The organism is Ruegeria hyattellae (genome assembly GCF_041537925.1).
In the GTDB taxonomy this organism is placed as follows: Bacteria; Pseudomonadota; Alphaproteobacteria; order Rhodobacterales; family Rhodobacteraceae; genus Ruegeria_C.
In genome coordinates this window covers 221,515-246,823 of sequence record NZ_JBGOSH010000001.1, presented here as the reverse complement: position 1 = coordinate 246,823, position 25,309 = coordinate 221,515, and the positions used below count along the sequence as shown (strand labels likewise).

The window sequence follows — 25,309 nt, the reverse complement described above, 5'->3', positions numbered from 1 at the left end:
GTCGGCAACAAGGGCCGCTCTGAGTCCAAAATGACAGATTCTGCGACGAGCACTAATGGCAGCGTCAAATGGGATTCAGTCCACAACTGCAAGCCCATCCCTGTCATTCCAGTTTGTTCTCAGCATTGACCGCGCACTTAGTTCTTCGAAGCTCGCCCGGCGTTTGACCCGTCCAGGCGCGAAACGCTCGCGTAAAATTCGAACTGCTTGTGTATCCAAGCGAAGCCGCGATTTCTGCGATCTTCATATCTTTGGTCTGGAGCCACTCGGTGGCAAGAGACCTTCTTACCTCCTGTCGAATCTCTGACAAATTGGCGCCTGCTTTCCCCAACCCGGATTGCAGGGTCCGAACCGACATCCCCAAGGCGGCCGCTGTTTCCGATATGCCAAAATCGGGATCTGCAATCCGGCGCTGCACGATCCTCCTTGTCTGCTCAACCAGGTTTTTTGTGTTGGGTGCTGGCAACGCGATTTCGGTAATTCCCGAATGGGGTACAACCACTATTGTCGCAACCTCCAACCAGGAGGCGGGAAAGCGCAACGTCATACCACTTGCCCCGTGCAGGATAGAGGTCGCGGGCAAGACGTCATCTGGTATCAGGTGAAGTTTGGAAGTGACGGCCAGTAATTGATCGGAACGGAATTCCTTACCCAACGCCCCTCTGAGAATTTCCACAAAAAAACCCACGGCGGTTGCATCAGCGAAGACAGCATCCGAAGCAGCAGTGGCCGGGCGTTTCAGCTTCCAAAGAGCAACCTGACCTTCCACTTCCAATCGATAGCTTGCCGACCCGCCTTGACCTTCAGCCGCTGCACTGAACTTGGTCAGAAACTGCCAGACCGTCTGCTTCTGCGTGAGCAGCGGCAAAAGAGGTGCCCAGCTGCCGCGCGCCATCTGGCAGCCGATCCGAGCGCAAAAAGTGTCGTCATCAAGCTGTTCGCTACACCATCTTAGAAAGGCGTACACGGTATTCGCGCGCACTTGTATTGCCGGATCGTCAATCTCATCTGGGACAACTCCCAGACGCTCAGAAATTATTGATCGAGGAATGCCAAGGTCTCTCATCCTTTCTAAGAAGGGATGCAGAAACATAATGCTCTGGGTGGCCTCGGTGCGCATGGTGGGGGTTTAGCATATAAACATTCAAAAACATTCATTTGGTGACAGAATAATTGGATCACAGACGTCTAATGAATGTGAAATTGAACAAGCATCGGGCTATGATGATTGTGAATTTACAACCTGAGAGGTTTTCATGAAACTGAGAGACACGCTTTTTCCGTCCTTGTTCCTGACAACTGCCGTGGCGGCCTCGGCGTTCGCGCAAACCCACGATGTGGTCATACTGGACGGGCGCGTCATGGACCCTGAAACCGGTTTTGATCAGGTGGCCAATGTTGGAATCAGCAACGGCTGGATCACCAACATCACCACTGACGAGATCACTGGTGCCGAGACCATTGATGCGAACGGGCACGTGGTTGCGCCAGGTTTCATTGATCTGGAGCAGCACGGGCTTGGTCCTTGGGGCGTCAAGGTAAATTTGAGAGATGGTGTCACGACCCAAATGGACTTTGAACTTGGCGCGTTGAATATCCCGGAATGGTATGCCGCACGCGAGGGCAACACACAGGCGAATTTCGGCACCGTCGTTGGTCAGGAATATGCCCGGATGCGGGTGCATGACGGCATGGCGCTGGAGGGTCCGGACGTCTCGATGCCACTCACCCTGTCCGTACACCGGGCCGAGGCAGCAGAGGACGGCGTAGATGGTTGGTCGGTGACCAAGAGCACGTTGGACCAGATGAATGAGATCACGGCCATCCTTGACGAGGGCCTGCGTGAAGGGGCCATTGGTGTTGGTTCGACAATTGGTTACGCGCGTGAGGGCATCACTACGTATGAGATGTTTGAGGCACAGAAGATTGCAGCCAAATATGGTCGGCTGTTGTCCTCACATCACCGATTCCACCCGAGCGCATCTACCCCGACCGAAACGCAGACCGGTGTAAACGAGTTGCTGGTCAACGCCATGGTTCTGGATGCGCCACTGCATATCCACCACGACAACGACTATGGCTGGTGGGAAAACCAGGAAAAGATGCAGATGGCCCGCGAACAGGGCTACAATGTCTGGGCCAGCTATTATCCGTGGACCGCAGGGTCCGGAAACTACGGTGCTTCCATTGTTGCGCCGTCGAACTGGGAAGACAACATGGGATACAAGATCGAAGAAACGATCTTTGATCCACAACTGGATCGCTTTGTGACCCGGGAAGAGTTCCTTGAATTCGCCGAAAACGAACCGGGCCGCACCCTGATCGCCTTCAGTCCACCGCGTGAACAATGGCTGTTCGACTGGATCAAGATCCCCGGCTTTGCTGTGTCGGGTGACGGAATGCCGGGACTGAACGCCAAAGGTGAGCCTTTGACATGGGAGTCGCCTTACCAAGAGTACGCGGGGCACCCGCGGGCGGCCGGAACACATGCAACCGTTCTGCGTCTGGCGCGCGAAAATGGCATTCCGCTGATGTTCACCCTGGCGCAACTCAGTTTTTACCACGCCAAATTCCTGGGCGAAACCGGACTGAAGGACATGCAGGTGCGGGGTCGGATGCAGGAAGGTATGGTTGCGGACATCACCATCTTCGATCCGGAATTCGTGACCGAACAGGCGACCTATTCCGCCGGAAAAAATGGCCTGCCGTCTTTGGGAATTCCGTATGTGTTGGTAAATGGAGCCGTCGTGGTCAAGGACAGCGAAGTGATGAAAGATCTCTATCCCGGGCAGCCGATCCGTTTTCCTGTAGAACAGGGCGGCCGGTTCGAACCTGCGTCACGCGAACAGTGGCTGAATACCTTTGCAATTGATAGCGGTGGTGCCCGTCCCACATTGATCGAAGATATCACGGATGACGAAGCTTGGCTGGCACCATCCGAGCCCGCACCCTCGCAATATGCGTCCCTTCTCCCACGCGTGGATACAGGGCAAAACTGGTTCGCCCGAGCGGACGGATTTGATGATTCCGAGCTGTTTCTGTGCCGGGTTCACGGTGTGCTCGAAGATCGCGAAACTGCCCGGCGCGATTGGGTAAAAGCCGTCGCCATGCGCCTGAGCAAGACGAGCGGACGGACAATTCCGGCAGCGGCGACGAGTGACTAAACAGTGCGTGGAAATATTGCGCGGACCCTGAGCTTTCTGGTGGTAACCTCGGTTGCTCAGTTTGGCTGGTTATCCAGCCCTGTAAAGGCGCAGCAAGGCGGACTATCCGGCCCTTCCTCGGTAGAAGCTGATTTGAAACCCGGTGATGGGGTGACTGATCCTCAGTTTCGGTCGGACTTCCCGCGCAACGTGGCTCCGGGCTGGTTTGCCTGGAAAGACACTCTGGCCGAGAAGGGGTTCCGCTTCAATCTGGATTATTTTGCGCTTGGGCAATACTCCTCTGCCGACACCGGTGAAGGCGAAGCCGCAAGCGGCATCTTCCGGTTTTACGGCAACTGGCAGGCGACGGAATACGGCTCGCTGACCTTCAAGATCGAAGATCGTCATGCTTACACTTCGGTGGCACCGCAGTTTCTGGGGCTGGACGGCGGGGCGCTTTCGATCACCGGGACGGCCTTCAATGACAATGGAACGCTGCTGACCAATCTGTTCTGGACGCAGCGGGCGGCGGATGGGTCCTGGACGCTGCAATTCGGTCAGATCGATGTGACCGATTTTGTGGACATCTACGGCGCCGTAAGCCCTTACACGGCGTTTCAGAATCTGGCTTTCAACACAAACCCGACCATCAATACACCCAATCCCGGTCTTGGCCTTGCAGGCGGTGCCCGGTTGGGAAGCAACTTCTACGTCGTCGGCAGCCTCGCGGATGCCAACGCTGATCCCAGCAACCCAAATCTCGATGTGCTCAGTGATGGCGATCTCTTCAAGAGCCTTGAGCTTGGCTACACATCGGGATTCGACCGGATTTATCTGGACAACATACATCTGACCCTGTGGCAGGCCGATGCATCAAAGGATGGTAGCCGTCCTGAAGATTATGGGGCAGCCTTCTCCGCCGCGTGGCTGGTTCAGAACAAGTGGCTACCCTTCTTCCGGGCCGGGGCCTCCAAAGGAACGGCCGCCCTTTATGATCGGTCGGTTTCGATTGGCCTTGGCTATTATGGCCGCAACACCGACGGGGCTGGCATCGGGCTAAATTGGGCAGAGGCACGCGGAGTAGATGACAGTCAATTCTCCGCAGAAGCCTTCTATCGTTTCTCGATATCGCCCGGATTGCAGATCACCCCGTCCATCCAATTCATCGGCAACCCGCTTCTCAATGCGGACGAAAGCAGCATCACCCTGATCGGGTTGCGAACAAGAATTGTGTTCTGATCGTACCGTCCAATTCGGAAAGGCCGTGGTTGTCGTAGGTTCTGAAGTAACTTCAGCGACGGGATGCTTCGTAATATGTCCACGTCGTGATGTTTTTGAAAGCGGTCATCTGTCGAAGAAACTCGAGTGACCGCTTTGTTCGCATAGTTGCCAATTCCCACTCTCACGACGGCATCTGGCAAGAGTTAGAGTTCTTGATCCCGATAGCATTAACTTCGCGGACCTGGCCGCGGCGGCGGGCCTGGTCAGAGCCAGAGTCGTTTCTCAGAAAGTGAGATCAGAGAACGGGCTAAGACGATCTAAATCCGTGTCGCGCGCGGCAGTCGTTGTTCGCGAAACGATGAGGTGGCCAGTGATTGCAGCAGGAGAGCATCCCCTCTCGACACCTGCGGCGGCTGGTCGTCTACCCGTTTCGTTGTCTCCTCCGACAGGCGTTTCTGCCGCAGAAGTTCGAACAACATGTTATGCCGCGCGCGCGGCTGAGTGGTGGTCATCTCAATCCCCCCAAGGTGCTACGATGTCCCGGTCCGAATACTCGTCTAAAAGGCGATTGGGTCCGGAAAATGGCAACGCTGGGGCAATTCGAGGATCAGGGATTCATCTGGCTTTGCAAGCCCAGCAACCCGGGGTGATCGGGCACCTGTGTCAGGCCCTCGCGCAGCGTCTGCCGTGCTGCCTCCGGCCCCTTGTTGGCGTGCACCAACCGGACCAGCATGGGCCAGGCGTCGGGGTGTTGCGGGTCCAGCGTGACCACCTCGCGGAACGCCCGTTCGGCGGCTTCGGGGTTACGGCCCACCAGGGCGATCCCGCCCAAAACCAGATGGGTCTCCGGAAAATCCAGCCGGGCCCGGATCGAGCGCTGCCAGTCCGCCATTGCCTGCTGCACGATGGCGCGCTGGCTGTTGCTCATGATCTCGGGCGGGACGTTGATCATCTGCTTCGCCGCCGCGATACGGACCGAGCGCCGTGGGTCCTGCAATATTGGCAACAGGCGCTGCAATCGGTCTGCGGGGGGTGCGGCACGTTGCAGCGAGGCTGCGGCGGAGCGGATCAGCGCATCGTCATGGTTCAGCAAGCCGGCGATCTCTGTCGCCAGGTTGGGCGTGGCGGCGGGTTCAAGCAGAAACAGCGCGGTGGCCCGGATGATGCCCGGCTGCGCTTCGTCCTGCGCCAGGCTGCGCAGGTCTGATGTAGTGCTTTCGGGGCCACTGCGCGCGCGGGCAAAGACCTGACCGAAATGCGGCTGCCTGTTGCGGTCGTCAGGGAACCATATGGCGATCCGTTCTGCCGCCCAATTTGGATCGCGGTCGCTGTGGCAACTGGTGCATGTGTCCGGCGCACCGGTTTCAGCCGCCAGATCAGGGCGTGGGATACGGAAGGAATGGTCGCGGCGCGGATCGACCTGCATATAGACCTGCTCGGGCATGTGGCAGGACACGCATTGGGTCCCCGCCCCCTCGGAGTGATGATGGTGGGCGGCGCTGTCATAGTCGCCAAGGCTCAGGCTGGGAAATTCCGGATTGCCCGCGGGTGAATGGCACTGGGTACAGACCGCGTTGCCCTCGGCCAGCAAATCGCCGCTATGGGCATTGTGGCAGTTCAAGCAGGTAACGCCGTTTGCATACATCTTGGATTGCAGGAACGAGCCATAAACATAGACCTCGTCAAGGATCTGGCCATCGGCGTGATATTGACCGGGCCGCAATAACGCCAGCGTGTAGGCATCGTGATAAGGTGTGCCGGGCAACGGGTTGCCATCCGCAAGCGCCTCGCGCCGGGAATGGCAGCCGGCGCATTGGCCGATCAGCGCCTCGGACCCGCTTGCGAAATCCATGGTGAAGCCATAGTCGCTTAGCCCGTCTGCCGGTGCCTTGCCGGTGGTCCAGTCCAGATGCGCCGATCCCGGCCCGTGGCAGGCCTCGCACCCGACCCCGATCTCGGCCTGATCCGCTGCATAGCTGCGGGTGCGTTGGCCATAGTTGCGACGATATCCGGTAGCGTGACATTCGGCGCAGCGGGCGTTCCAGTTCTTATACGGCCCGGTCCAGTGCAACCCGTCATCGGGTGGCAGGTCCTGATCGGGGTAGAGGTGCAGCCATTCGCCCTGCTCCACATCCCAGACCACGTCAAAGCTTTGCAGATGGCCCCGTCCTGTCTCGAACAGGTATTGCTGCAGCGGCGCGACACCAACCACCGAATGCAGTTTATACTCGGTCGTGCTGCCATCCTTCTCGACCACACGGGCCAGGTAATCGGACCCTTCGATGCGGAACGTGACCTCCATCCCGTCATGGGCAAAACTTGTGCCATCGAAATCAGCGAGCACCGTGTCCGGCCCCGATCGGGTCCAGGCCTTGGCGTGATGCGACCCGGACCAGAGCGCGCCCGCTTCTTCGTGACAGGAGATACAGCGTTCCGATCCGACATAATCGGGCACTTGTGCGGAGGCGGGCATCGCCCAGAGCAGACAAAAAAGTGCGAACAGGCGGTGCATTAGCGAAATCCAGTCAGGTTTGGTTCCCGGATTGACGGATATTCGCGGCACCGGGTCAAGCGCTAGTAGGGTTCCTCGGACAGAAGATCCATCAGCGCCCCGTTGAATTCGGCACCCAGAATCAGAATGGCCGAAATCAGGTAGAGAAAGATCAGCGCCGACATCGCGCCGGCCAGCCCGGCATAGGTCGCGCCGTAACTGGCGAATTGTGTCACGTAGATCGAAAAGCCCCAGCCGACCACAGCCCAGAGAACCAGCGTCAACACGACGCCCGGCAGGATTTGTCGCAGGTTGTGGCGCCGGGCAGGCAACAGCATATGAAAGGTCAGAACCCCACCCGCCGGCATTGCCACGATGAAAATCCAGCTTAGCCGCTCGACCGAAATCAGGTCCTTGGACTGACCGGTCAGCGCCTTGGAGACCAACTGGCCATAAAGCGGCAGCACCACCTCGATTGCGGCAGCCACGATCACGATGGCAGCTCCCGCCAGCACAATCGACACGCAAAGCAACCTTGTCTGCCAGAACGGCCTGTCATCTCGGTCGTGATAGGCCCGCGTCATCGCCATGCGCACTGCATCCACCCCGTTCGAGGCAAAAAACAGTGCCAGGAGTCCCCCGAGTGTCAGAACCCCGGTGCCGGATGTGCTGAGCACGGTCCTGAGTTCCGCGATGATCGGGCCCGACACCTCGGGCGGCCAGGCCCCGAAGATCAGCGAGATGACATCGTCGTTGATCACGTTTTCCGACAGGCTGCCCGCAAGCGCGATGCTGAACAGGATGAAAGGGAACAGCGCAAGCATCGCAAACATCGCCACATGGCTGCTCATCACCCAGCCGTTCTTGTCGCCGAACCGCCTGAATGCGGTCGCGAGAGCGCGGATTGGCAGCGCCGGATCGAGATGATTGCGAAAGATCATGGCACCAGCCTAGTGTCAGGAATGATCAGTGCAATGGCCGAGGCGGGTCTCAATCGTCGATTGCACCGCGTGGCGCTCCGGTGCAACATTGCGACATGCCAACCGGGGAATGCCTGCATGTCCTTCAACCCAGAAGAAAATTCCGATCCGGTTCCGACCGAGCCCGCCCGCAGCGTGGGTCTGCACCCCAAGCTGTCCATGTGCCGGGATGTGTCGATTGTCATCGCCGTGGTGGTCTTCGGGCTATATGCCGGGTCCGGGTTCCTGATCCCGCTGGTGCTGGCCCTGTTGGCCTATGTGCTGATCATCGCGGTAAGCGACCACATTCTCCACTATCTGCCCCTGCCTGTCTGGTTCGCCAATATCCTGGCCGTGATCGTGGTTCTGGCCGGGCTGTTCATGATCATGTATGTGCTGGGCAGTCAGGCCACGCAGATGGTCCGCAACTTCAGCAATTACGAGAACGCCTTTGATAACGCGCTGCACAAGCTGGTGGCGCTGGTCGGCAATGATGTGACGAAATACATCCATGACAGCCTGGTCAATATCGACATGTCCTTTGTGGCGCGCAGCGCGGTTGGCGGCGCGACCTCGTTTCTCAGCACCTTTGTTCTGATCAGCCTCTATGTGGGCTTTCTGATGGCCGAGCGACTGATGTTCCGACGAAAGATCCTGCTGGCCGCCAATGACAAGGTGTTCGGCCAGAAACTGAGCGCGATGATGACGGCGATCACGCGCAGCCTGCAAAGCTATGTGGGGGTGAAATCGCTGGTCTCAGCGATGACGGCACTAATCAGCTATTCAGTGTTCCGCTGGCTGGGGCTGGAATATGCTGAAACCTGGGCGGTTCTGACCTTCGGGCTGAACTTCATTCCAAATATCGGCTCGATCGTGGCCGTGGTGTTCCCGGCACTGATCGCGCTGGTCCAGTTCGATTCATTGACACCTTTCCTGATAATTCTGTTCTTCTGCGGCACCGTGCAGTTCCTAATGGGTAATTTCCTGGACCCGGCGCTGCTGGGTCGGTCGCTCAACATGTCGACTTTCATGGTCATCATATCGCTGACATTCTGGAGCTCGATCTGGGGCGTCGTGGGCGCGTTCCTGAGCGTACCGGTGACCGTCTGCCTGCTGATCGTTTTCAGCCATATCAAGGCTTTGCGACCCGTTGCTATCCTGATGTCGAAGGATGGGACGATCTTTGACTCAGACACCGAAAGGACATCGTAATGGCGACCAAAGCCGAACTTGAGGCGGAACTGGCCGCGCTGAGGGCACAGCTTGCCGACAAACCCGCGACAGCGGAACCCGGCCCTGAAGTAGACGACGATCGCTCAAGCTTTGACAGGATGCTGGCCGATCACGGCATCGACAGCAGTGAGTTGGACGCGCTCTGGGCGCAGTTTTCCAAGGAGCTGGGAGATTTCCCGGTGCAAAAGCCGCTGCTGACCACGATTGCCGCTTTTGGTCTGGGCTTTGCCCTGGGCCGTGTTACGAAATTCTGAAAGGAGCGCAGGGATGAGCCGGATCACAAGAAACCTCTCGATCATCTACCGCACCGAACGGCTGATCACCCGGCGCCAGATGGCCGTGTTCCAACAGCAGACGGGGCTGATGCTGTTTGCCGCGCTGATCACCGGGATCGGGATCATCATGCTGAATGTCGCGGCCTACCAGGCGCTCTCCACGGTGATGGAAAGCTATCTGGCGGCGGTTGTCGTGGCGCTCGCCAATCTGGTGCTGGCCGCGATCCTGGCCTCGGTCGCCAGTCGCCTGAGCGCCGAGAAGGATGTCGGCCCGGCCATAGAGATGCGGGACATGGCAATCGCCGAACTGGAAACCGACCTGGAAGAGGCGGTGGACGAGGTTCGGGGCATCGGACGTCAGGTCACCCAGATCGCCCGCGATCCGCTGGGCTCTGCCCTGCCCGCCCTCATCGGTCCGCTGCTTTCGATCCTGATGAAAAGCGCCGGGAAATAGATGCCCGCCCCGATCTTGATCGGATCAGAGATCTACCGGGGTTCGAGCTATGGTGTGAAACACCCGCTGGCGATCCCTCGGGTGTCGACGGTACTTGACCTGTGCCGTTCGCTGGGCTGGCTGCCCAAGGCGCAATACCGCACCAGCCCCCGCGCCAAACCCGCCGCACTGACCGGGTTTCACACAGAGCGCTACATCAACGCGCTACAAGCCGCTGAAAAGGCGCAACAGGTCAGCGATGAAACGCGGTCGCGCCATGGCCTGGGTACCCTTTCCAACCCGGTCTTTCCCGAGATGTACCGCCGTCCTGCCACAGCGGCGGGCGGCTCGATCCTGGGGGCTGATCTTGTTGCGCGCGGCGGGCTGGTCTTCAACCCCGGCGGTGGCACCCATCATGGGCATCCCGACCGCGCAAACGGGTTCTGCTATCTCAACGACCCGGTTCTGGCGATCCGGCGTCTGATTGCACTCGGACAGCAACGGGTCGCCTATGTCGATATTGACGCGCATCATTGCGATGGGGTCGAGGCAGCCTTTGTCGGAGAGCGCCGTCTGCGGCTGATCTCGGTGCATGAACAGCGGCGCTGGCCGTTCACTGGCAAGCTTTCGGATCAGGGCGGCGGAACGGCCTACAACTTGCCGGTTCCGCGTGGCTTCAATGACAGCGAGTTTCACGCCCTCTGCGAAGCGGTAATCCTGCCTCTCCTTTCGGATTTTCGGCCTGATGTCCTCATCTTGCAATGCGGAGCGGATGCGGTAGATGAGGACCCGCTGTCGCGTCTTGCCCTGTCCAACACCGCCCATTGGCACTTGCTAGGCCAACTGATGGGTTTGAGCGACAAGATGCTTGTTCTGGGCGGTGGCGGGTATAACCCGTGGAGCGTGGCGCGGCTCTGGACCGGGCTCTGGGCGGTGCTGAACGGGCATGACCTGCCCGGTATGCTGCCAGATGATGCCCAGGAAGTGTTGGCCAGATTGCGTTGGACCCGCAAGACGGGCAACCCGCCCGCCCCGCACTGGATCGCTACACTGCGCGACACGCCCCGGCCCGGACCGGTGCGAGACGAAACCCGCCATATCATCGCGCATATGCAGGCGCGGATGGCCACCCGTACCTGAATAACAGGGCACAACCATAAATTGATTTTCGCACTGTCACCACCCTGTCAAGCATTCTCACAATTTCGTTGACGTGAGGGTGTATTCAAGGCTCAATCCCAGCTGTGGGAATCGCCATCTGCCCGCAAACAAACAAACTTTTGTAACATCGAAGACTTCTACCTACCTGCCGGAGTGAAAATAATGATCCGCGCGTTCTCCGGTCGATTGATGGTTTTGTTCCGTTTTAGCGCGGCAAACAGGGAGAATGACATGCTTTCTGGCATCAGACGTGTCACACGAATAGGTTGTGCGGCAGCAATACTTGGTCTTTGGTCGCTGCCCGCGCTGGCCCAGGCTGAGAAGCCGAACATTCTGGTCATCTGGGGCGACGATATCGGTCAGTCCAACATTTCGGCCTATACGATGGGGCTGATGGGGTACCAGACCCCCAATATCGATCGGATTGCCGATGAAGGCATGATTTTCACCGACTATTATGGCGAGCAATCCTGTACGGCAGGTCGGTCTTCTTACATCATGGGTCAATCGGTATTCCGGACCGGCCTGTCCAAAGTCGGCCTGCCTGGCGCAAAAGAAGGCATGCAGGTCGAGGACCCCACCATTGCCGGCCTGTTGAAAGCCCAGGGCTATGCAACAGGTCAGTTTGGAAAAAATCACCTGGGCGACCGGGACGAGATGCTTCCGACCAATCACGGCTTTGATGAATTTTTCGGCAATCTCTATCACCTCAACGCTGAAGAAGAGCCCGAGAACGAAGACTATCCTCAAAACCCCGAATTCCGCGAGAGGTTCGGTCCGCGAGGGGTGATCAAATCCAGTGCCGATGGAACGATCGAAGACACCGGTCCGCTAACCAAAAAGCGCATGGAAACCGTGGATGACGAAACGGTCGCAGCGGCGATCGATTTCATCAAGCGCAAGACCGAAGAAGGCGTGCCGTGGTACGTCTGGTGGTCAGGTACACGGATGCACTTCCGAACCCATGTCAAAGACGAGATGCGAGCCAAGGCAGATGAGATTGCCGGGAAGCATCTGGACGAATACCAGGCCGGTATGATCGAACATGACATGCATGCCGGTCAGTTCCTTGACCTGTTGGATGAACTGGGAATCGCCGATAACACGATCGTCCATTATTCCACCGACAATGGCCCGCATATGAACACTTGGCCAGATGCAGCCATGACGCCGTTCCGCGGAGAGAAGAACACCAATTTTGAGGGCGGTTGGCGCGTGCCGTCGATGGTACGCTGGCCCGGCAAGATCGAGGCCGGCTCGATCTCGAACGAGATCATGCATCACATGGACTGGTTGCCGACCTATCTGGCAGTCGCAGGAAACCCGGACATCAAGGAGCAACTTCTTGAAGGGATCACCGTGGCCGAAGTTGGCGGCGGACGTGACTACAGGGTGCATCTGGACGGTTACAACTTCCTGCCCTACCTGACCGGAGAAAGCGATGAAGGCCCCCGGCACGAGATCTTTTATTTCTCGGATGATGGTGACCTGACAGCGCTACGCTATGACGATTGGAAGGCTGTGTTCCTCGAGCACCGCTATCCGCAAACGTTGCGCGCCTGGGCCGAACCCTGGACCGAACTGCGTATTCCATTGCTGTTCAACCTGCGCCGCGATCCGTATGAACGGTCCAATGTTACCTCAAACACCTATTGGGACTGGTACATAGACCGTGTTTACCTGCTGTTGCCAGCAGCTGAGTATGTAGGCCAGTTCCTTGCTACTTTCGAAGAGTTCCCGCCACGGCAGAAGCCTGGCAGCTTTACGATCGGCGATGCCAAGGACAAGATCTTCAGTCAGGTCGGCTCCAAGTAACCTTGCAAAACCTGAACCCGCAGCCCCTATCTGGAGTTGCGGGTTTTTTGAATTTTTGGGGAGTCATTGTTGCAGTGACATGCATCAAAGGTACAAACATCATGAAACGAGCCCTCCTTACCCTGACTATGGCAGTCGCCCTGACCGGTCTTGGCAGTACCGCCACATCTGCGGATCCCCTGCCTTCTTGGGCGGACTCGGACGCGCGCAACCGTATCATCGATTTCGTGGAAACGGTGACAACGCCCGGCGGCGATGACTATGTCACGCCGGCCGAACGGATTGCGGTCTTTGACAATGACGGCACGCTCTGGGGCGAGCAGCCGGTCTATTTCCAGCTGATCTTTGCAATGGACCGGCTGGCGGACCTGGCACAGGACGACCCCTCGATCCTGACCAGTGACACGCTCAAGGCTGCCGCAGCAGGTGATCTTGAAACCGTCGGAAAGGGCGGGACCGACGCCATTCTGGAGGTCGTCAACGCGTCGCATTCCGGCACCAGCGTCGCGGTATTTCAACAGGCGGTGGCCGACTGGCTGGCCGAGGCGCGCCACCCCGATACAGGCCTGCCCTATGACCAGATGACTTATCAGCCGATGGTCGAACTGCTGCGCTACCTGCGCGACGAAGGGTTCAAGACCTATATCGTCTCAGGTGGCGGGCTGCATTTCATGAGGGCCTTTGCCGAGGATGCCTATGGCATCCCGCCCGAACAGATATTGGGCAGCTATGCTGATAGCAGCTACGAGGTGATCGACGGCGCGCCCGTGATCGTCAAATCTCCCGGCATCGCCTTTATTGACGACAAGGCGGGCAAGCCGGTCAATATCGAGCGCACCATCGGCAGGCGGCCGATTTTCGCGGGCGGGAACTCAGATGGCGATTTCGCGATGCTGGAATGGACAACTGCGGGCGACGGGCCTCGCCTTGGCTTGATCGTGCATCACACCGATGGCGAACGCGAATACGCCTATGATCGCGACAGCCATATCGGGCGGCTGAATGACGGGCTGGATCGCGGCCCCGAATTGGGCTGGGTGATCGTTAACATGGCCAAGGACTGGAACCGCATATACACTGGGGCCCAGTAAGTCACTGAAAAGGCATCTACCTCATGTGGACCCTTCTGGTTTCGCTGGTCCTTCTGGCAGCATATGTCTCGGCAGCGTTCTGCGCTCTTCGCGCCGCGCAGACGGCGCGCACACCGCAAGGCTCGGTGGCCTGGGTAATGTTCCTGCTGACCTTTCCGCTGGTGGCGGTCCCGGCCTATATGTTTCTGGGCCACCACCGGTTTCGCGGCTATCGTATTGCGCGCCGGGAAAGTGAGCGCGTCGTCGAGGGGATCAAGGCCTTTGCCGCGCAGGCCCGACCGCCAGCCGAAGAGTTACGGCTTAACGTCCTGCCCTTTGAAAATATCGCCCATCTGCCAGTGGTGCGGGGCAACAGCGTTGAATTGCTGATTGATGGCGCGGCCACCTTCGAGGCGATCTTTGCCGCCATCGAGACCGCGCGATCTTATGTGCTGGTGCAATTCTACATCCTGCGTGATGACGACCTTGGCAATGAACTGCACGACCGCCTGATCAAGGCGGTGGAACGTGGCGTTTCAGTGCGGGTTCTGACCGATGCGGTCGGCAGCTATCATCTATCAGAAACCTACATCCAAAGCCTGATCGATGCCGGTGTCGATATGGTGAACCCGCATCAGCAGCGGGGTCCGAACTTCCGTTTCCAATTGAATTACCGGAACCACCGCAAGACCGTTATCGTCGATGGTGAGGTCGGCTTCATCGGCGGGCATAACGTCGGCGAGGAATATCTGGGAAATGACCCGAAATTCGGCCATTGGCGCGACACCCATCTGCGCCTGACTGGGCCGGCGGTGCTGCAATTGCAACTGATCTTTGTGGAGGATTGGCACTGGGCGCGCAATGTCGAGATCATCGACGATCTGAACTGGGCGACCCGGTTCGAAAAGCCCGGCGTCAATGCCCTGATCGTCGCTACCGGACCGGGCGACCGAACCGAGACCGGCTCGATGATGTTCTTTTCCGCCATTGCCGCCGCGCAGACCCGAATCTGGATCGCCTCGCCCTATTTCATTCCCGATGGCGACATCATGACGGCACTGAAACATGCGGCCCTGCGCGGGGTTGATGTGCGCCTGCTCGTCCCGGACGAGATCGACCACAAGACCGTCTGGCTGGCGGCCTTTGCCTTTTTTGACGAGCTTTGCGAGGCCGGTGCGCGCGTGTCGCGCTACAATGCCGGGTTCCTGCACCAGAAAGTGTTTCTGATCGATGATCGACTGGCGGCGGTGGGCACCACCAATCTCGACAACCGCTCGTTCCGGCTGAATTTCGAGGCGATGGCGCTGATCTTCGACGCAGGCTTTGCCGGTCAGGTGGAGGCAATGCTCAAGGATGATTTCGCGCAGAGCTACGAGTTGATCAAGACACTCGACCTGCAGCCACCGCATATTCGCTATGGCGCGCCGCTGGCACGGCTGGTTGCACCCATTTTGTGAGACTTATCTAATCGTCCGGGCGAAGCTGCTTTTCAAAGACCATCGACATCAGCGCAACCAGATATGCGGTGGAGAGCCCAAAGGCCAACAGACCCGCAACTGCAGAAAACGAGGCAAAAATCCGCAATTCCGGCCCAAGCACGATGTCGCCATAGCCCAGCGTGGTATAGGTCACCAACGAGAAATAGAGTGCTGTGTTCCAGTCCATCAGCGTCCCGTCTGTGACCCAGGCAATTGCCCAGACCCAGACCTGAATCGTGTGGGCCAGAACGATGAAAAACAGGGCAATGCTAATCAACCCGCCCGCCTGTAGGGTCGGCGAGGACTGCTCATACTTGCTGGCAAAAGAGCGCAGGATCAGCGTGCACCAGACCAGCAACAGAATTTCAACCAGAAAGCAAATCCCCAGATAGAGACTGCCCCAAACGATCTGATGTGGCAGCGACACGTGCGTCTCCTGTTGCTGAAATAGTCTCGGTATTCGCCTATTTGGTGTCCCAAAGTCTGACCCGCGTCAATCCCGCGCATCGACCTTTTAGACTGGACAGCAGGTCCCGTGCAGTCAGATTGTCGGTTGGAAATCGTAATGCGTTCAATTTGCTAGGCTACGGACTGATCACATGCTTCTGAGTGTCGAGACTGTCAGCAAGACCTATTTGGGCGGGCGACCGGTACTGGATCGTGTCTCGCTACGTCTGGACCATGGCGAGACAGTGGCGCTGACCGGCGAAAGTGGCTCGGGCAAGAGCACGTTGCTGAATCTGGTGGGCGCACTGGACCACTTCGACAGCGGTGAGATCACGATTGCGGGAACCGCCCTGTCCGGTCTCGACGAGCGCGGGCGCGCGGCGTTGCGGCGCGGGTCCCTGGCGCTGGTGTTCCAGCAGTTCAACCTGATCCCGTCGCTGAGCGTCGAACAGAACCTCGCCTTTCACGCCCGCCTGTCGGGCCGGAGCGATGCCGCGTGGCTGTCGCATCTAACCGACCGGCTGGGGCTGAGCGCGCTGCTGGCGCGGTTTCCTGAACAGCTTTCGGGCGGCCAGCAGCAACGCGTCGCCTTCGGGCGGTCGCTGGCTGCGCGCCCTGCCCTGCTGCTGGCGGACGAGCCCACCGGCAATCTGGATGAAACCGCAAGTGCTGCGGTGTTGGACCTGATGCTGAATCTGGTGGCTGAAACCGGCTGCGGGTTGCTGCTGGTCACCCATTCCGACGCGATTGCTGCCCGGCTGGACCGGCGCGCGCACCTCAGCGGGGGGCATCTGGCATGAGGCGCGCGGCGATTGCCTGTCTCTGGTCGCACTGGTCACGGCATCCGCTGCAATTGGTGACCCTTCTGGCGGGGCTTGCGCTGGCTACCGGCCTTTGGTCGGCGGTACAGGCCATCAATGCCGAGGCACGCTCCAGCTATGCCGAGGCCAGCGCGCAATTGGGCACTGGCAGGTTCGATGAGCTGCGCGCCGCCAGCGGTCCGATCCCGCTGGCGCGCTATGTCGCCCTGCGCCGCGCGGGCTGGCAACTGGCGGCGGTACTCGACGGACGGATGCCGTTGCCGGGTGGGTTGGTCGAGGTGATGGGCGTCGATCTGCTTTCATATCCCGCGCTGCCCGCGATCGAGGAAACCTCGGACATCGACGGGATCGCCCCCGCCGACGCGCTGCTCGCCCCCGGCCTGCTGATCGCGCGGCCCGAGACGGCGCGGCGCTTGCGCGCGCAGGTGGGGCTGCCGCCCGTGACCCTCTCGCAAAATCTGCCCACCGGCGTGGTATTGACCGATATCGGCACCGCCGAGACGCTGTTGAACCGCAGCGGAGAGATCACCCGCCTGCTGATCTTGCCGGATCAACCCGACGGGCTTGCCCCGCTTGCCGATCTCGCCCCCGATCTGGTGCGGGTGCAGGCCGAGGGCCGGTCGGAACTGGCGCGGCTGACCGACAGTTTCCACCTGAATCTGACCGCCTTCGGCCTGCTGTCTTTTGCAGTGGGGTTGTTCATCGTGCATGGCATGGTCGGGCTGTCCTTCGAGCAACGGCGCGGGATGATCCGCACATTGCGCGCCCTGGGCCTGCCGCTGCGGGATCTGACCTGGCTGATGCTGGGCGAGTTGCTGCTGTTTGCCCTGATCGGTGGCACGGTCGGCCTTGCGCTTGGTTATGTGGTTGCCGCCGCGCTGTTGCCTGATGTCGCCGCCACGCTGCGCGGGCTTTACGGCGCGCCAGTGGACGGCGATCTGGCGTTGCAGCCTGCCTGGGTGGCACTTGGTCTGATGATGGCCGTTGCCGGGACATTCGCTGCCAGCGCGCAGGCGCTGTGGCGGCTCTCTCGGGTGCCGATCCTGCAGGCGCAGGGCCAGTACGCCTGGTCGGCGCAAGGCCTGCCTGTCCTTGCGCAAGCCGGGATCGGCACGCTGCTGATCTGCGCCGGGTTTCTGGCGCTGGCTGTGTTTGACGGTCTGGTCGCCGGGTTCGTGATGTTGGGCGGGTTGCTGATGGGCGCAGCGCTGCTGCTGCCGCCTCTTTTGTCGCTGGCGCTGCGGATTGGGGCCGGATTCTCTCGCGGTCCACTCAGCACGTGGGTCTGGGCCGACATGCGTGCGCAACTGCCGGGCCTGTCGCTGGCGCTGATGGCGTTGCTGCTGGCGCTGGCCGCCAATATTGGCGTTGGAACGATGGTGTCGAGCTTTCGGTTGACCTTCACCGGCTGGCTCGACCAGAGGCTGGCTTCCGAGCTTTATGTGACCGCCCGTGACGATGCCCAGGGCGCCGAGATCGCGCTTTGGCTGCACAGCCGCGCCGATGCGGTGCTGCCGATCCGGTCAACCGAAGTGCAGGTCTCGGACCAGGCGGTGTTTCTCTATGGCATCGTCGATCATCCGACCTATCGCGACAACTGGCCGCTCATCGCTGCAACACCGCAAGTCTGGGATGCAGTGGCCGAGGGGCGTGGCGCGCTCATCAACGAACAGATGGCGCGGCGGATGGATCTGTGGCCGGGCGATGCCGTCACGCTGCTGCCGGGCTGGACCCTTCCTATCGTCGGGGTCTACTCCGATTACGGCAACCCGACCGGGCAGGCTATCACCGCCCTGCCCGCGCTGCTGGAACGCGTGCCGGACCTGCCCAATACCCGCTTTGGCATTCGGATCGATCCGGCGCAGGCGGGAGATCTGCGCACCGAGCTAGCCGATACCTTCGCCCTGCCGCCGCAGGCTTTGGTGCCGCAGGCCGCGATCAAGGCGTCCTCGCTGGCGATTTTCGAGAAAACCTTCGTGGTCACCGGCGCGCTGAATATCCTGACGCTTGGTGTCGCGGGCTTCGCCATCCTGACCAGCCTGCTGACCCTCTGGGCGCACCGGTTGCCGCAACTGGCCCCGGTCTGGGCGCTGGGTGTGCGGCGCGACACGCTGGCGCGGCTGGAGGTCCTGCGCAGCGTCGCCCTCGCGGTGATGACTGCGATGCTTGCGCTGCCCTTGGGGTTGGTTCTTGCCTGGGCGCTGCTGGCCATCATCAATGTCGAGGCGTTTGGCTGGCGCCTGCCGATGCATCTTTTCCCGCTGCAATGGCTGATCCTGTTGCTGCTTGCAGTGGCCACCGCCGTTCTGGCTGCCCTTCTGCCCGCCCGGCGGCTGCGCCGCCTGCCGCCCTCGGACCTGCTGCAGGTATTTGCCAATGCGCGTTAGCATCCTGATCTTCCTGCTCATGCTGCCGTTCGGCGCCGCCGCACAGGGCTTTGCCGGGCTGGGCAGCGATGCCGATGGGTTTGCGGTGCCCGAACGCGGGCAGGCCCTCGCATTTCCGCGCGATCACGGTCCGCACCCTGCCTATCGAATCGAGTGGTGGTATGTCACCGCCACACTCACCGGCGCGAATGGCCGCGACTATGGCATCCAGTGGACCCTTTTCCGCTCGGCGCTGGCGCCTTACGAAAAGGACGGCTGGCAAAGCCCGCATCTCTGGATGGCCCATGCCGCGCTGACCACGCCCGAGCGGCATTTCGTGGCCGAGCGGTTGGCGCGCGGTGGGATCGGACAGGCCGGTGTCGCCGCCGACCCGTTCGAGGCCTGGATCGACGATTGGCGGCTGGCCGGACCCGATTTCGACACGCTCGATCTGCGGGCGCGAGGCATGGATTTCAGCTATGACCTGCGCCTCGCCGCGCAGGGCCCATTGGTATTGCATGGCGACCGGGGCTATTCAGTGAAATCGCAGGACGGTCAGGCCAGCTACTACTACTCGCAACCGGGTTTCACGGTGACCGGCACGTTGACCCTGCCATCGGGACCGGTCGAGGTGACCGGCAACGCCTGGCTGGACCGCGAGTGGTCCTCACAGCCGCTGTCGGAGGATCAGACAGGCTGGGACTGGTTCTCGCTCAGCTTTGACGATGGCACGCGACTGATGGCGTTCCGGCTGCGTGGCGGGCGTGGCGATTTCACCTCGGGCACCTGGATCGACGCAGATGGGACGGCAAAGGCCCTGCCCGACGGGCTGATCACGGTCGAGCCGCTGAATCTGACCGCCGTCGCGGGGCGCGATCTGCCCACGCGCTGGCAGTTGGGCGTGCCCGACAAGGCGCTTTCGGTTGAGATCGAGGCACTGAACCCGCAGGCTTGGATGGCAACCTCGTTTCCCTATTGGGAGGGACCGGTGCGCGTCATCGGCAGCCATGGTGGCAAGGGATATCTGGAGATGACGGGCTATGACTGACCCACCGGGACTGGCCGAAACGCTGGATCAGGCCTGGGGGCTGTTGGATCAGGCGATCTCTGAGGGACGCTCGCCGTTGCGCTATGTCACGCTCTCGACGGTGGATGGCAATGGTGCGCCGCAGTCGCGGATCATGGTGTTGCGAAAGGTAGACCGGGCATTGGGTCAGCTGACCGCTTATACCGACAAACGGTCGGACAAAGTGGGGCAATTGCGGCAGAACCCGCAAGTGGCGCTGCATCTGTGGTCGGCCGATGACCTTGTTCAGTTGCGGATGAACGGCACCGCCTGGGTGACACCAGGCAGCCCCGAGGCTTGGGACGCGGTGCCCGATCACATGCGCGAGGCCTATGGCCACGTCCCGCCGCCCGGCAGTTTGATCGACCGGTCGGATGCTTGGGCCATCCTGCCCGACGTGGCCCATTTCGCCGCGCTGGCCATCACGCTGTCGCGGATTGAGTCGGTCTGCCTCGACCCGGCCGGTCACCGCCGCGCGAATTTCGAACGGGCGGATGGTTGGGCGGGCCATTGGCTATCGCCCTGACCCTAGGGAATGCGAATTTTGCAGAAAAACCAATAACACCCGTTGCAACATTCGCGCCGATTTGGATGATACCCTCATGACTCCCGGTCCTGCGCCGGGGCGTTCAAGCCGGAAAACCGGCAATACTACGATAATGGGAGAGATATTCATGAAACTCAGACATCTCATGCTTGCGGCAAGCGCCACCGCCCTGATGGCGGGAGCAGCCTCGGCCGAAACGCTACGCTGGGCGCGTGCGGGCGACTCGCTGACGCTGGACCCGCATGCCCAGAATGAAGGACCGACATCGGCTCTAGCGCACCAGATCATGGAAACACTGGTTATGCGCGACCATTCCGGCACGTTGGTGCCCTCGCTGGCCACCGAATGGGGGCCGTCCGAGGACAACCCCAATGTCTGGGTGTTCAAACTGCGTGAAGGCGTGACCTTCCATGACGGCGCCGAGTTCGACAGTGAAGACGTTGTGTTCTCGCTCAACCGCGCCATGACGCCAGACAGCGATTACAAGGAGTTGCTGGCCTCGGTGAAAGAGGTGCGCGCGCCCGACAAGTACACCGTCGAGATCGAGACCGATGGTCCGAACCCGATCATGCCCAACAACCTGACCAACATGTTCATGATGGACAAGGCTTGGGCCGAGGCCAACAACGCCGTGAAGGTTCAGGACTATGAGGGCGGCGAAGACACGTTCGCAGCCAAGAACGCCAATGGCACCGGCCCCTACAAACTTGTCAGCCGCGAACCGGATGTGAAGACGGTTCTGGCGGCCAACGAGAATTACTGGGGCAAGAGTGAGTTTCCGCTGGAAGTGACCGAGATCATCTATACCCCGATCCAGAACCCCGCGACCCGTGTTGCGGCACTGTTGTCGGGTGAGGTGGATATCATTCAGGACGTGCCGGTACAGGACCTAGAGCGGGTCGCGGGCACCGACGGTCTGGATGTGCGCACCGCGCCGCAAAACCGGGTGATCTTCTTTGGCATGAACCAAGGCGACGCGGATCTTTCCAACGACAATGTCGAGGGCAAGAACCCGCTCTCGGATGTGCGTGTGCGTCAGGCCATGTCCAAGGCGATCAACCGCGATGCGATCCAGCAGGTGGTGATGCGCGGCCAGTCGGCCCCGGCGGGCATGATTGCGCCACCTTTCGTGAACGGCTGGGATGAGGACATGGATGGCTCCTCCTCGACCGATATCGAAGGGGCCAAGGCGCTGATGGCCGAGGCGGGCTACCCGGACGGGTTCTCGATCCAGCTTGACTGCCCGAATGACCGCTACATCAATGATGAGGCGATCTGTCAGGCCGCCGTCGGCATGCTGGCGCAGATAGGCATCACCGTGAACCTGGATGCCAAGCCCAAGGCGCAGCACTTCCCGCTGATCAACAATCTGGAAACGGATTTCTACATGCTGGGCTGGGGTGTTCCGACCTACGATTCGGAATACATCTTCAACTTCCTGACCCACACCAAGGGTGAGAAGTACGGCTCGTGGAACGGCACCCGGTACACCAACCCGGATCTCGACGCCAAGATCGTGGCGCTGGCCTCGGAAACCAACCTGCCCAAGCGCGACGAGATGATCGCCGAGATCTGGAAGGTGGTTCAGGATGACCAGCTTTATATCCCGATCCACCACCAGGTGCTGAATTGGGGCATGAAGTCCAATGTCGGCACTATCGTAGAGCCCGAGGATTCGCCGAAGATCAAATATTTCACGATGCAGTAACGTGAACCTGACAAGTAAGCGGGGCGCCTTTGCGCCCCGTTTCGTTTGACGATTGTGTTCGATGCCCCTGATTTTTGCCCTGTTTGCCCTTTGCATTGTCCTGACTGGCGCCAGCCGCGCCGAGGCGCAATATGTCGACGTGACCGACGCCGCCTATGAGATGCTGGGCGTGTTGCAGGCCGAGTCCTTTGCAGAAAACCGCGAGTATTGCGGCTTCATCGGTGAGGATCTGGACGGTCAGCTGATCATCTCGGACCCCAGACGCGGGGGCACCGATAGTTGCAGGCCCGAGTATCCGTCCGGGACCTATGTTCAGCCGTTGGCCAGTTTTCACACTCATGCCGCCCATGATCTCGCGGTGGACAGTGAGGTTCCCTCCTCCTCCGATGTGGTTGCTGATATGGAGGATGGCGTGGACGGCTACGTGGCGACGCCGGGCGGTCGATTCTGGTTCATCGACGGGATCGAGGGCACCGCGCGGCTGCTATGCGGCCCCGGTTGCCTGCCTCAGGACCCAAGTTATGATCCAAACGGTGGTACGCCCGTCGCTGATTTCTATACTCTGCACGAGCTCGACCTGCGCGAAACCGAGTGACACGCCCAACCCAAGGAGACCCGATATGCGCCTGATGACCCTGACCGCCATCCTGACCCTGAGCGCCGGTTCCGCACTGGCCCAGAACGCCTGTGCCACTGGCAAGACCCTGACCGAGGGCACCCTGACCATCGCCACCGGCAACCCGGCGTATTTCCCCTGGGTACTGGAGGACGACCCCTCCAACGGCAGCGGTTTCGAGGCCGCGATGGCTTATGCCGTGGCCAAGAAGATGGGCTTTTCCAGCGATCAGGTTGCGTGGGTGCGCACCAGCTTCGACGAGGCGATTCAGCCCGGTGCCAAGAATTTCGACGTCAATCTGCAGCAATTCTCGATCACCGAGGATCGCGCGAAGGTAGTTGACTTTTCGGCCCCCTACTATTCCGCCGCAATGGCGGTTCTGACGACGAAACCCGTCGTCGAGGGCGGGGCAACGCCGACATTCGAGTCGCTCAAGACCTTGAAATGGGGGGCGCAGGCCAGCACCACGGCAGTGCCGATGCTGCAGGATCTGGTCGGTCCGGACTCCGATCCGCTGCTCTACAATGACAACGCCGATGTGGTCGAGGCGATGAAATCCAATCAGATCGATGCCGCGCTGTTCGATCTGCCGACCGCGCTCTATCTGTCGGCAGTGACGCTCGACAACGGGGTCCTGCTTGGTCAGTTCCCGGCGGACCGGACCTTGAATCCTGATCGCTTCGGGATGCTGATGACCAAGGATAACCCGCTGAAGGAATGCGTCGATGCCGCGCTGGCCGAACTGACCAGCGAAGGAAAGATGGACCTTCTCGAAGATGAATGGCTGGCCCAGAACACTGGTGTTCCCGTAATCAAATGAGCGCGGAATGACACTGGCCCCGGCAGCGCCGGGCAAGACTCGGCGCGAGCTTCACGAGACGCGCGCCCGCCGACGCGGCATCGTGATCGCCTCGCTCTCGACGCTTCTGGTCATTGGGGCGATCGTTGTTCTGGTGCCACTGGCACCGGGATGGGAGGCGGTGCAGGAAAGCTTCTTCAACGGAGAAGTCTTCCTTAGAACCTTCCCCAAACTGGTGCAGGCTTTTCTGCTGGACGTGGCGATCTTTGCCTGGTGCGCGCCGCTGATCGCGGTCTGGGCGCTGGTAATCGCGCTCTGCCGTGACGTGCGCAATCCCGCACTCTATCCGCTGCGGCTGTTTGCGATCCTGTATACGGATATCTTTCGCGGCGTGCCGGTGGTGCTGGTGGTCTATCTGATCGGCTTCGGCGTGCCGGGGCTGGGCCTGCCACGGCCGTGGAACTCGCCCTATATCTGGGGCTCACTGGCGCTGATCCTGACCTATTCGGCTTATGTGGCGGAAATCTACCGCTCGGGCATCGAGTCCATTCACGCCTCGCAACGCGCCGCCGCCCTGTCGCTGGGAATGTCGAAATCCGACACGATGCGCTTTGTCATCCTGCCGCAGGCGCTGCGCCGGGTGGTGCCGGCCAACATGAACATGTTCATCGCGCTGCAAAAGGACGTGGCGCTGCTTTCGTTCATCGGCCCGGTCGAGGTTCTGCGCCAGGCAGGCGTATTCAAGTCGCTGCTGGCCAATTTCACGCCTTATGTGGTGGCCGCGATCATCTTTCTCTGCGTGACGATCCCCGCGACGCGCTATGCAGATTACCTGATTGCAAAACAGAACAGGGCGCGCAGTTGATGACGCATCTGGTGCTGCGTAACGTGCAGAAATCCTTTGGGAACAAGCCGGTGATCGACGGTCTTGATCTGGAGGTGAACGAGGGGGACATGGTCTGCCTGATCGGCGCGTCGGGTTCGGGTAAATCCACCCTGCTGCGCTGCATCAACCTGCTGGAACCCATCGATGACGGTTTCATCGAACTGGACGGGCAGGATATCTCGGACCCCGAGCGTGACCCCCAACCGGTGCGCCAGCGCATCGGTCTGGTGTTCCAGAGCTTCAACCTGTTTCCGCATATGACGGCCGAAGAAAACGTGATGCTGGCCCCGCGCCGGATCAAACGGCTGTCACGCGATCAACTGCGCCCGGACATCGCCGGACTGTTCGACCGATTCGGTTTGTCCGAACATATGCAGCACTATCCCGACCAGCTTTCGGGCGGCCAGCAGCAACGCGTAGCGATCATCCGCGCCTTGGCCATGCGACCCGAGATCATGCTGTTCGACGAGATCACCTCGGCGCTGGATCCTGAACTGGTGGGCGAGGTGCTGGACGTGCTGCGCCAGCTCAAGGCGCAGGGCATGACCATGGTGATGGCCACGCATGAGATGGGGTTTGCCCGCGAGGTTGCCGACAAGGTCTGTTTCCTGTCCGATGGCCGCATCCTTGAACAAGGCCCGCCCGAGCAGCTCTTCGGCGCCCCGCAACAGGCCAGAACGCAAGCCTTTCTGAGCGCAGTTCTCTAAGCCGACAAGGCTGTTGCAAGCGCCTTTTACGCCGATCGGCCCGATGCCGCGGGATTGAACATGCTTG

The 25,309-nt window shown here is 60.2% G+C and carries 23 protein-coding genes; 18 read left to right on the top strand and 5 right to left on the bottom strand.

Annotated elements, in window-relative coordinates; genetic code table 11:
- Positions 1-103: 103 nt before the first annotated feature.
- Positions 104-1,120, bottom strand: coding sequence for a helix-turn-helix transcriptional regulator (locus AB1E33_RS01155; protein ID WP_372575422.1), 1,017 nt, complete (start codon positions 1,118-1,120; stop codon positions 104-106).
- Positions 1,121-1,256: 136 nt separating this feature from the next.
- On the opposite strand from AB1E33_RS01155, the gene AB1E33_RS01150 reads away from it, so the two are divergent.
- Both AB1E33_RS01150 and AB1E33_RS01145 read left to right on the top strand, forming a co-directional pair.
- Positions 1,257-3,164, top strand: a complete 1,908-nt coding sequence (locus AB1E33_RS01150) for an amidohydrolase family protein (protein WP_372575421.1) — start codon at positions 1,257-1,259, stop codon at positions 3,162-3,164.
- A 3-nt stretch (positions 3,165-3,167) separates the two neighbouring features.
- Positions 3,168-4,382 carry a carbohydrate porin gene (locus AB1E33_RS01145; protein ID WP_372575420.1) on the top strand — a complete coding sequence of 405 codons (1,215 nt, stop codon included), beginning with the start codon at positions 3,168-3,170 and terminating at the stop codon, positions 4,380-4,382.
- Between the two features lie 299 nt (positions 4,383-4,681).
- Here the strand turns inward: AB1E33_RS01145 and AB1E33_RS01140 are convergent, their stop codons facing one another.
- The 3 genes from AB1E33_RS01140 to AB1E33_RS01130 all read right to left on the bottom strand — a co-directional run bounded on the left by AB1E33_RS01140 (position 4,682) and on the right by AB1E33_RS01130 (position 7,796).
- On the bottom strand, positions 4,682-4,876 hold the full coding sequence (locus tag AB1E33_RS01140) for a hypothetical protein (RefSeq protein WP_372575419.1): 195 nt from the start codon (positions 4,874-4,876) through the stop codon (positions 4,682-4,684).
- A gap of 95 nt (positions 4,877-4,971) precedes the next feature.
- Positions 4,972-6,876, bottom strand: a complete 1,905-nt coding sequence (locus AB1E33_RS01135) for a multiheme c-type cytochrome (RefSeq protein WP_372575418.1) — start codon at positions 6,874-6,876, stop codon at positions 4,972-4,974.
- 62 nt (positions 6,877-6,938) lie between these two features.
- Positions 6,939-7,796, bottom strand: coding sequence for a YihY/virulence factor BrkB family protein (locus tag AB1E33_RS01130; RefSeq protein ID WP_372575417.1), 858 nt, complete (start codon positions 7,794-7,796; stop codon positions 6,939-6,941).
- A 117-nt stretch (positions 7,797-7,913) separates the two neighbouring features.
- On the opposite strand from AB1E33_RS01130, the gene AB1E33_RS01125 reads away from it, so the two are divergent.
- The 7 genes from AB1E33_RS01125 (at position 7,914) to cls (ending at position 15,258) form a co-directional block, all read left to right on the top strand.
- Complete coding sequence (locus AB1E33_RS01125; protein ID WP_372575416.1) at positions 7,914-9,026, top strand: AI-2E family transporter; 1,113 nt, start codon at positions 7,914-7,916, stop codon at positions 9,024-9,026.
- Positions 9,026-9,301, top strand: coding sequence for a hypothetical protein (locus AB1E33_RS01120; RefSeq protein ID WP_372575415.1), 276 nt, complete (start codon positions 9,026-9,028; stop codon positions 9,299-9,301). The genes AB1E33_RS01125 and AB1E33_RS01120 overlap by 1 nt, the downstream gene beginning before the upstream one ends.
- A 13-nt stretch (positions 9,302-9,314) precedes the next feature.
- Entirely contained in the window at positions 9,315-9,776 is a 462-nt protein-coding gene (locus AB1E33_RS01115; protein ID WP_372575414.1) for a phage holin family protein, read from the top strand.
- Complete coding sequence (locus tag AB1E33_RS01110) at positions 9,777-10,895, top strand: acetoin utilization protein AcuC (protein ID WP_372575413.1); 1,119 nt, start codon at positions 9,777-9,779, stop codon at positions 10,893-10,895.
- Between the two features lie 252 nt (positions 10,896-11,147).
- The gene (locus AB1E33_RS01105) at positions 11,148-12,731 is read left to right on the top strand and encodes an arylsulfatase (protein ID WP_372575412.1); all 1,584 of its coding nucleotides are present in this window, start codon (positions 11,148-11,150) and stop codon (positions 12,729-12,731) included.
- A 101-nt stretch (positions 12,732-12,832) separates the two neighbouring features.
- Positions 12,833-13,822: an HAD family hydrolase gene (locus AB1E33_RS01100; RefSeq protein WP_372575411.1), complete on the top strand. Its 990-nt coding sequence runs from the start codon at positions 12,833-12,835 to the stop codon at positions 13,820-13,822.
- Positions 13,823-13,845: 23 nt separating this feature from the next.
- A complete protein-coding gene (gene cls / locus AB1E33_RS01095; protein WP_372575410.1) occupies positions 13,846-15,258 on the top strand; it encodes a cardiolipin synthase in 1,413 nt (470 codons plus the stop codon).
- Between the two features lie 7 nt (positions 15,259-15,265).
- Here cls and AB1E33_RS01090 read toward each other — a convergent pair whose 3' ends face one another.
- Positions 15,266-15,706 (bottom strand): potassium channel family protein, encoded by a 441-nt coding sequence (locus AB1E33_RS01090; RefSeq protein ID WP_372575409.1) that lies wholly within the window; start codon positions 15,704-15,706, stop codon positions 15,266-15,268.
- Positions 15,707-15,878: 172 nt separating this feature from the next.
- Here AB1E33_RS01090 and AB1E33_RS01085 point away from each other — a divergent pair, with 172 nt between their 5' ends.
- The 9 genes from AB1E33_RS01085 to AB1E33_RS01045 all read left to right on the top strand — a co-directional run bounded on the left by AB1E33_RS01085 (position 15,879) and on the right by AB1E33_RS01045 (position 25,242).
- A complete protein-coding gene (locus tag AB1E33_RS01085; RefSeq protein ID WP_372575408.1) occupies positions 15,879-16,526 on the top strand; it encodes an ABC transporter ATP-binding protein in 648 nt (215 codons plus the stop codon).
- Positions 16,523-18,934, top strand: coding sequence for an ABC transporter permease (locus AB1E33_RS01080; protein WP_372575407.1), 2,412 nt, complete (start codon positions 16,523-16,525; stop codon positions 18,932-18,934). The genes AB1E33_RS01085 and AB1E33_RS01080 overlap by 4 nt, the downstream gene beginning before the upstream one ends.
- The gene (locus AB1E33_RS01075; RefSeq protein ID WP_372575406.1) at positions 18,924-19,961 is read left to right on the top strand and encodes a lipocalin-like domain-containing protein; all 1,038 of its coding nucleotides are present in this window, start codon (positions 18,924-18,926) and stop codon (positions 19,959-19,961) included. The genes AB1E33_RS01080 and AB1E33_RS01075 overlap by 11 nt, the downstream gene beginning before the upstream one ends.
- Positions 19,954-20,505, top strand: a complete 552-nt coding sequence (locus AB1E33_RS01070; RefSeq protein ID WP_372575405.1) for a pyridoxamine 5'-phosphate oxidase family protein — start codon at positions 19,954-19,956, stop codon at positions 20,503-20,505. Before AB1E33_RS01075 ends, AB1E33_RS01070 begins: the two co-directional genes overlap by 8 nt.
- 148 nt (positions 20,506-20,653) lie before the next feature.
- The gene (locus AB1E33_RS01065) at positions 20,654-22,234 is read left to right on the top strand and encodes an ABC transporter substrate-binding protein (RefSeq protein ID WP_372575404.1); all 1,581 of its coding nucleotides are present in this window, start codon (positions 20,654-20,656) and stop codon (positions 22,232-22,234) included.
- Between the two features lie 61 nt (positions 22,235-22,295).
- Entirely contained in the window at positions 22,296-22,829 is a 534-nt protein-coding gene (locus AB1E33_RS01060) for a DUF4329 domain-containing protein (RefSeq protein WP_372575403.1), read from the top strand.
- A gap of 25 nt (positions 22,830-22,854) precedes the next feature.
- Positions 22,855-23,670: an ABC transporter substrate-binding protein gene (locus AB1E33_RS01055; protein ID WP_372575402.1), complete on the top strand. Its 816-nt coding sequence runs from the start codon at positions 22,855-22,857 to the stop codon at positions 23,668-23,670.
- A 7-nt stretch (positions 23,671-23,677) separates the two neighbouring features.
- A complete protein-coding gene (locus tag AB1E33_RS01050) occupies positions 23,678-24,514 on the top strand; it encodes an amino acid ABC transporter permease (protein WP_372575401.1) in 837 nt (278 codons plus the stop codon).
- Entirely contained in the window at positions 24,514-25,242 is a 729-nt protein-coding gene (locus AB1E33_RS01045; RefSeq protein WP_372575400.1) for an amino acid ABC transporter ATP-binding protein, read from the top strand. Before AB1E33_RS01050 ends, AB1E33_RS01045 begins: the two co-directional genes overlap by 1 nt.
- Positions 25,243-25,309: the final 67 nt, after the last annotated feature.